At 48.8% G+C, this 6,804-nt stretch carries 6 protein-coding genes and 1 tRNA gene; 4 read left to right on the forward strand and 3 right to left on the reverse strand.

Going from position 1 to position 6,804, the window contains the following annotated elements; translation table 11 throughout:
* Nucleotides 1–586: 586 nt before the first annotated feature.
* The 3 genes from H6B30_RS15300 to rsmI all read right to left on the reverse strand — a co-directional run bounded on the left by H6B30_RS15300 (nucleotide 587) and on the right by rsmI (nucleotide 3,293).
* The gene (locus tag H6B30_RS15300; protein WP_205112138.1) at nucleotides 587–1,105 is read right to left on the reverse strand and encodes an LITAF-like zinc ribbon domain-containing protein; all 519 of its coding nucleotides are present in this window, start codon (nucleotides 1,103–1,105) and stop codon (nucleotides 587–589) included.
* A 638-nt stretch (nucleotides 1,106–1,743) separates the two neighbouring features.
* The gene (locus H6B30_RS15305; protein WP_205112141.1) at nucleotides 1,744–2,592 is read right to left on the reverse strand and encodes a Cbp1 family collagen-binding glycoprotein adhesin; all 849 of its coding nucleotides are present in this window, start codon (nucleotides 2,590–2,592) and stop codon (nucleotides 1,744–1,746) included.
* 2 nt (nucleotides 2,593–2,594) lie between these two features.
* Nucleotides 2,595–3,293, reverse strand: a complete 699-nt coding sequence (gene rsmI / locus H6B30_RS15310) for a 16S rRNA (cytidine(1402)-2'-O)-methyltransferase (RefSeq protein ID WP_205112143.1) — start codon at nucleotides 3,291–3,293, stop codon at nucleotides 2,595–2,597.
* A gap of 94 nt (nucleotides 3,294–3,387) precedes the next feature.
* Between rsmI and H6B30_RS15315 the strand changes: the two genes are divergently transcribed.
* From H6B30_RS15315 to H6B30_RS15330, 4 genes are all read left to right on the forward strand, one after another.
* Nucleotides 3,388–3,981, forward strand: a complete 594-nt coding sequence (locus H6B30_RS15315; RefSeq protein ID WP_205112145.1) for a thymidine kinase — start codon at nucleotides 3,388–3,390, stop codon at nucleotides 3,979–3,981.
* Nucleotides 3,982–4,013: 32 nt separating this feature from the next.
* A complete protein-coding gene (locus H6B30_RS15320) occupies nucleotides 4,014–5,177 on the forward strand; it encodes an AI-2E family transporter (protein WP_205112147.1) in 1,164 nt (387 codons plus the stop codon).
* A gap of 66 nt (nucleotides 5,178–5,243) precedes the next feature.
* A tRNA-Lys gene (locus tag H6B30_RS15325) sits at nucleotides 5,244–5,316 on the forward strand.
* 270 nt (nucleotides 5,317–5,586) lie between these two features.
* A complete protein-coding gene (locus H6B30_RS15330) occupies nucleotides 5,587–6,750 on the forward strand; it encodes a site-specific integrase (RefSeq protein ID WP_205112149.1) in 1,164 nt (387 codons plus the stop codon).
* The last annotated feature ends 54 nt before the right edge of the window (nucleotides 6,751–6,804 follow it).

Genomic DNA, 6,804 nt, shown 5'->3' on the forward strand with positions numbered 1-6,804 from the left:
AATACCAATCTATACGTGCATCTTGTCCTTGCCATCATCTTGCACGCCCTTCCGGGTTGTTTTCCAATGCCCTATCGGGTGTGTAGTCTGCCTCTATCACTCTTATTGTGCCTTGAAAAACATCGACAGGACTGTGCACAAACTGATGACAATAAGTATTCCACATATTCTTATCAATGTGTGCAAAGCAAGCAGCGTGGGTACTCCAGGATAAAGACAAAAGCAAAACCATGCCGAAACTCGAGTGAATAGACACTTGAACTTATGGCAAAGAACACAGAAGGACAGAAACAGGCCAAACACGAATGCGAACGACACACAACAAAATCTGTAGCGTGGCTAGCCCAAACCAAAACGACAGTCCATGGACGACAGCCTGACGGGCAGGCAAAAACGGGCAAACCGATTGGACAGGCCGCATTGCTACGGCTGGTGGCAACAATATATGTAATTTTATAAATCATTGATACTTAGCACCATATCGTTGCACCATAACAAGCAACTAATTGTATACAACCATTTTAGTATCGCCATTTTATCTTACTCTTATCACGTGGGATATCACATAAGAGGCATATTTTTAAAATTATTCCTGATAGAATTCAGTCCCGCATTCGTTGCATTTGTAGTTTTTGCGCTCTCGCTGGGGTATGACTAGGACAACGCCAACCGCCAATGAGATCAGTGATATAATAAGAAAGCTAACCGTAGCTGACTCTAGAGACTTCACACAGAATGGTAGGATAATGCAGACGATTCCGATGACAACCAAGAGAACGCCGATGATGACCGCCCACTTAGACAGCTTGGGCCTTACCTTGCCTAACGCTACGACATTCTGACTGCCGCAATTGGGGCACCATGGCAGTTGCTTCTCTCGCTTTTCGGTTATCTCCTTCAATATGCTCTGGGCTCGCTCCAAGTCCTTCTTGAACACCCTCACCTCAATCCCGGGATTAGGTCCGTAAGCGCCATAAGCGGGGTCGTTGAGCTCGTCGTGGAGCGATGAAGCTATACCAGCGTTGGCCAGCTTAGAAACGATTTCATCGGCCAGAATAGAGTTGTCGCACTTCGTTAAGCTAATGGTTTCTTCGTTCTTGTCCATATTTCGGTTGTTTTTATCATTAACAAATTTACGAAATTATCTGTAATTCGCAAGCAAATTAACTTTTTTTAGGTTCTTCAGCTAGTTAGATTCATGTTTGATTTCAGTTGATGAGATAGCAAAAATAGGAAAGTCAGAAATATAAGTCAGACAAGATAAGACTTAGTACTTATAATGCATCGAAATAAGCCAAATCGCTTATTATTCCGTTTTATAAGTAGGTGTTCGAAATAAATTGTCATCAAATTGTGCGCTATTTCGGAGATGCATGCCAAAGTCCGAAGAGAGAGCGTGGCGGGCTACGCTACCGATGAGACTTTGGTATGCGGCCCGAAAGAGCACACAAGATGGTGGCAAAGATATAGAGGACACCTGCAAGGTCTATTGTATCGGTTAATTTTGAACAGCTACTTAAAGCAATTATCATTAGTATTCTAAGAATGTAGAATACAGCTAATTAAGACATGACGTATCGCAGTATGACACAAGCCGCACGCAACCGTAGCCAACAAGCATGCAAAACCACCAAAGGGAAGACCAGAGCAATGGCCTTCCCCCGACGGTAAGTCTTTATTATACAGCATATTGACATCCAGGCGCCGGCAAGATGGCGAATGCGCCCGCCTGCCATACCACTGTCACTTTACAAGTATCACAAGATACTTGCTCGTGCTCCAGAATTGCTGTGGGTTGGTGATGCGCAACACATACTGCTTGTTGGCATCCTGCTGCAGTGTATAACTGCCAGAGGGATGCGCCGTGAGCAATTTTGCAGACCGCGAGTAGAGCTTAATCTCCTTGGTGACGCGAATGTCAATCTTGGTGAAGTAATCACGGTTGAAGTTAGACTGCAAAACCTTGCCGTCAACATATATGCGCTGCTCTTTCAACTCGCTCTTGGTGCCAAACACATACCATGCCGAATGCAATTGCTTGTCTTGCGAATTTATGGTCTCTGTCTTCTGCTTGCCCTCGGCAGTGAGGTTGTTGACATTGGTGTTGAGATTGGCTATCTTCTCGTCGAGATCCATGATGTGGATGTCTTTGGCATCGAGCTCGGCCCTGAGCTGCTGCAGCTGCTGGTCTTTCTCTTCCATCTGCTTTGTCAGGTTGTCTATGGTGCGCTGCAACTGGTCGCCCTTGATGGTTCCCTCACGCAACTGGCGCTGCAACTTGGCAATGAGCTCCCTGTTCTGCTTCATTGTCGACTGTATGAACTGCAGATTCTCGCGTATTCGCTGCTCGCGATTGCTGCCCTCACCCTGCTTGGCCAGGCTGAGTCGGTTTTCGGCCTCATTGATTTCGCGGAACCCCTCCTCTATCTCGTTCATAGTTGACATCAGGTCGTTGATTTCATTGTCCTTCTGAGCTATAACCTGTGTCAGTGAGTCACGCTGCTGCGCTGCCGCAAGGTCTGTCTTCGGCTTGTCTTGCTTGCACGCCACGATGGCCATCAAGCATATTCCTACAAACAATAGTTTCTTCATATTCACTGAGTTTTAGTTTTACTTTCTTTTTCATCTGCACCGGCAACCACTACCACTATCTCGCCACGCGGCGGCACTGCCGCAAAATGGGCGGCCAGTTCGGCCAGCGTGCCGCGAACGCTCTCCTCATGCAACTTGGATATCTCGCGGCAGACGCAGGCAGCGCGCTCACCGCCGAAAACATCGGCAAGCTGCCCTATTAGTTTACACAGGCGGAAGGGCGACTCGTAGAACACCATGGTGCGCGTTTCTGAGGCAAGGGCCTCAAGACGGGTCTGCCGCCCTTTCTTCTGTGGCAGGAATCCCTCGAACACAAACCTGTCGCAAGGCAGGCCGCTGGCCACCAAGGCCGGCACAAAGGCTGTGGGCCCCGGCAGGCATTGCACCTCGACACCTGCCCTAACAGCCTCGCGCACGAGGAAAAACCCCGGGTCGCTAATGCCTGGCGTACCGGCATCGCTGATGAGGGCTACGGTCTCACCGCCCAGCAGACGCTGCACCACGGCAGCCGAAGTGCCGTGCTCGTTGAACTTGTGATGAGACATCAAGTGGTTGCTGATGCCGTAATGCTTAAGCAGCACACCCGACGTACGGGTGTCTTCAGCCAGCACGAGATCAGCCTCTTTGAGCACCTTCACCGCGCGGAATGTCATATCCTCAAGGTTTCCCACCGGGGTGGGAACAACGTAAAGTATCCCCATATTATTTGCAAATGTAACGATTTGTTCCTTACGGCCAAAAAAAAGCAGCCAAATCTTTGCAATTTTTAAAACGTATTTGTACTTTTGCGTCGAAATGACAGATAACTTAACAGGGGAGTCCCGCCGACAGGGACGTATAGAAGTAGTGTGCGGCTCAATGTTCTCGGGCAAGACCGAAGAACTGATACGCCGCCTGCGACGGGCCGAATTTGCCAAGCAGAAGGTTGTGATTTTCAAGCCCGCCATAGACACTCGATATTCCGATAAAGACGTGGTGAGCCACGACAGGCACAAGACAAGATGCACGCCGGTGAACTCGTCGGAGGAAATTCTTCTGCTGGCCGAAGATGTCGACGTCGTCGGCATTGATGAAGCCCAGTTTTTCGACAATGGCCTGCCTGACGTGTGCAACCTACTGGCCAACAGTGGCGTAAGGGTAATCGTGGCCGGGCTGGACATGGATTTCAAGGGTGTGCCGTTTGAGCCAATGCCCGCATTGTGCGCCATTGCCGACGATGTAACCAAGGTGCATGCCATCTGTGTGCGCTGCGGCGCCCTGGCCTACGCCAGCCACCGCACCGTGGCCGACGAGAAGCGCGTGATGCTCGGCGAGACGGCCGAATACGAGCCGCTATGCCGCGAATGCTACCAGAAGGCCATTCACGAACCAGGCAATGCCAGAGGCTGATTTACACATTATTATATAAGAGGAATATGCCCATGCTCGACAAAACGATAACCTTCGACAGATTTGTGCGCGGTATGCTCTGTGCACTGCTGATAGCAGCCATTCTCTATGTGCTCAACTATCTTGGCAGTGTATTGCTGCCATTCTTTGTGGCTTGGCTGCTGGCCTATCTCATATATCCCATAGTAAGGTTCGTGCAGTACCGCCTGCACGTTCCCGGCCGTGTGCTGGCCATTGTCGTGTCGCTGGTGTTTCTCGTGGCAGTGATAGGCGGAATAATCTACCTGATAATCCCGCCGATGATTGACCAGTTCGAGAAACTGGGACAGCTTGTCACCCGATACCTGCATGAAAAAACGCACATAAGCAACTTTCCGCTGGCCATAAGGACTTGGATTGAAGAAAACAGCCAGGCCATACAGGACGTATTCAACGACAGGGAGGTAAAAAAGGCCCTCAGCGACACCATGCCCAAACTATTCACGTTTATCGGGCAAACGGCCAACGTGATAATCAGCATCGTGGCATCGCTGATCACCCTGCTATACCTCTTTTTCATTCTGCTCGACTACGAGAAGCTGGCGGCAGGATTCATAAAGATATTCCCACCCAAAAACAGGCATTTCTGGCAAGCGCTGATTGGCGACGTTGAGCGCGAACTGAACAGCTATATCCGCGGCCAAAGCCTCGTGGCCCTATGCATAGGCATTCTGTTCTGCATCGGCTTCACCATCATCGATTTCCCCATGGCCATCGGCCTCGGCATTATGATTGGCATAATGAGCCTCATACCATACGTGCACGGACTGGCACTGATACCGATGGTGTTTCTTTCGCTGCTCAAAGCTGCCGACACGGGACAGAATTTCTGGATAATACTGGCATCGGCCGTTGGGGTGTTCCTGGTCGTTCAGCTCATAACCGACATGATACTCACACCAAAGATAATGGGCAAGGCCATGGGGCTCAACCCGGCCGTGCTGTTGCTGTCGCTGTCGGTTTGGGGAGCACTGCTCGGCTTCATCGGCCTGATAATAGCATTGCCACTGACAACACTGCTAATAGCATATTACCAGAGATATGTAACCAAAGAAACAGCCACCTCAGGCACCGAAGAGGCGGCCACTACGCCAAGCTCCCACCCTATCGACGTAACGTCCGAAAAAGAAGAAAATGAGCAAAAACAGCCGGAATAATTTGGCCGTTTCAAAAAAACATATTACCTTTGCACACGCTTTTATGAAGCACATTATAAAAGCACCGATCCGCTAGCTCAGCTGGTAGAGCACAACACTTTTAATGTTGGGGTCTTGGGTTCGAGCCCCAAGCGGATCACGAAAAGAAAAGCCGAAAGGCGACAACAAAAAGACAAGTCCTACAAAATCAATATTTTGTGGGACTTTTTTTATTGCCTTTTGGCGACCTTGACCGCCAAAAAGAGGGCATTGACGGACAAAAATTAGTACCCAATTCGTACCCCGACAAATTTTTCAAAAAAGGGGTACGATTTGTCGGAAATTGGCGGAACACTGTCGGGATTTGGCGACCCTGCATTTATCTCATTATGAGTTAATAAAAGTAGTTTTGTAACTTAAAAAATGAGGTATGAAATCAACATTCCGAGTATTGTTCTTCTTGAAGCGGGACAAGGTAAAAAAGAACGGTAATATGCCTATTATGGCACGTATTACCATTGACGGGAAACTGGCGCAGTTCAACACCAAACTTGAAGTCAATCCCAAGAACTGGCAAGCCAAGACGGGAAAGGTGTCCGGACGTGGAGCGGAGTTTACCCGCATGAATGAAATGCTGGACGGTATCAAAGCCACCCTGTACAAGCACTACCAGACCATACTGGAAAGGGACGGCTATGTTACCGCTGAAAAGGTACGCAACACCTTTTTAGGCAAGGAGGAAAAGGCTAAGACCCTCCTGCAAGTGTTCGCACAGCATAACGAGCAGTATGCGCTGAAAGTAGGAAAGACCGCCACACACCGGACATACACCCGGTACGAACTTACAAAGAACCGTCTTGCCGAATATATCCGCACGAACTACCATGTGGAGGACATCAGCTTCCGAGAGATAAACGTGGTGTTCATTGAGGGCTTTTACCTGTTCATCCGTGAGAACTATCCATGTACCCACAACACCGCCATGAAGTTTGTGCAGCGTTTCAGAACCGTTGTGCTGTTCGCCCACAATCTGGGCTTGATAAACTTCAATCCTTTCGGGGCATACAAGTTGAAATTCGAGTATGTGGAGAGAGGGTATCTTGAACAGGACGAGTTAGACCGCATTTATCAAAAGACATTTGCCAGCAAGCGGCTGGAACAGGTGCGTGATATGTTCATTTTTAGCTGTTATACGGGCTTGTCGTATGTGGACGTGTGCGAGTTGCGGGCAGAGAACATAAAGGTTTCCTTTGACGGCAACCTATGGATAATCAAGAAAAGGCACAAGACAAACGTAACTTCCAATATCCGCCTGTTGGATATTCCCAAAGCCATCTTGCAGAAATATGACGGGAAACTGCCTGACGGCAAAATTCTCCCGATAATCAGTAACCAAAAGATGAACGATTACTTGAAAGAAATCGCAACGGTGTGCGGCATAAACAAGAAAATCACCTATCACGTTGCCCGGCATAGTTTCGCGACCCTCAGTATCAGTTACGGCGTACCCATTGAGAGCGTTTCCAAGATGTTGGGACACACAAACATCAGAACCACACAAATTTACGCTAGTGCGCCCAGATTGGTCGCTTGATAAATACTTCTGTAGCAAGAAGTTAGGATTGGGTTCAATATAATCCTATCGTCA

The organism is Marseilla massiliensis (assembly GCF_016899955.1).
GTDB lineage: Bacteria > Bacteroidota > Bacteroidia > Bacteroidales > Bacteroidaceae > Prevotella > Prevotella intestinigallinarum.

What these genes read in the sequence shown, in the direction of transcription:
- H6B30_RS15300 (WP_205112138.1), bottom strand. Translation starts at nt 1,105, where the DNA reads ATGGACAAGAACGAAGAAACCATTAGCTTAACGAAGTGCGACAACTCT.
- H6B30_RS15305 (WP_205112141.1), bottom strand. Translation starts at nt 2,592, where the DNA reads ATGAAGAAACTATTGTTTGTAGGAATATGCTTGATGGCCATCGTGGCG.
- rsmI (WP_205112143.1), bottom strand. Translation starts at nt 3,293, where the DNA reads ATGGGGATACTTTACGTTGTTCCCACCCCGGTGGGAAACCTTGAGGAT.
- H6B30_RS15315 (WP_205112145.1), top strand. Translation starts at nt 3,388, where the DNA reads ATGACAGATAACTTAACAGGGGAGTCCCGCCGACAGGGACGTATAGAA.
- H6B30_RS15320 (WP_205112147.1), top strand. Translation starts at nt 4,014, where the DNA reads ATGCTCGACAAAACGATAACCTTCGACAGATTTGTGCGCGGTATGCTC.
- H6B30_RS15330 (WP_205112149.1), top strand. Translation starts at nt 5,587, where the DNA reads ATGAAATCAACATTCCGAGTATTGTTCTTCTTGAAGCGGGACAAGGTA.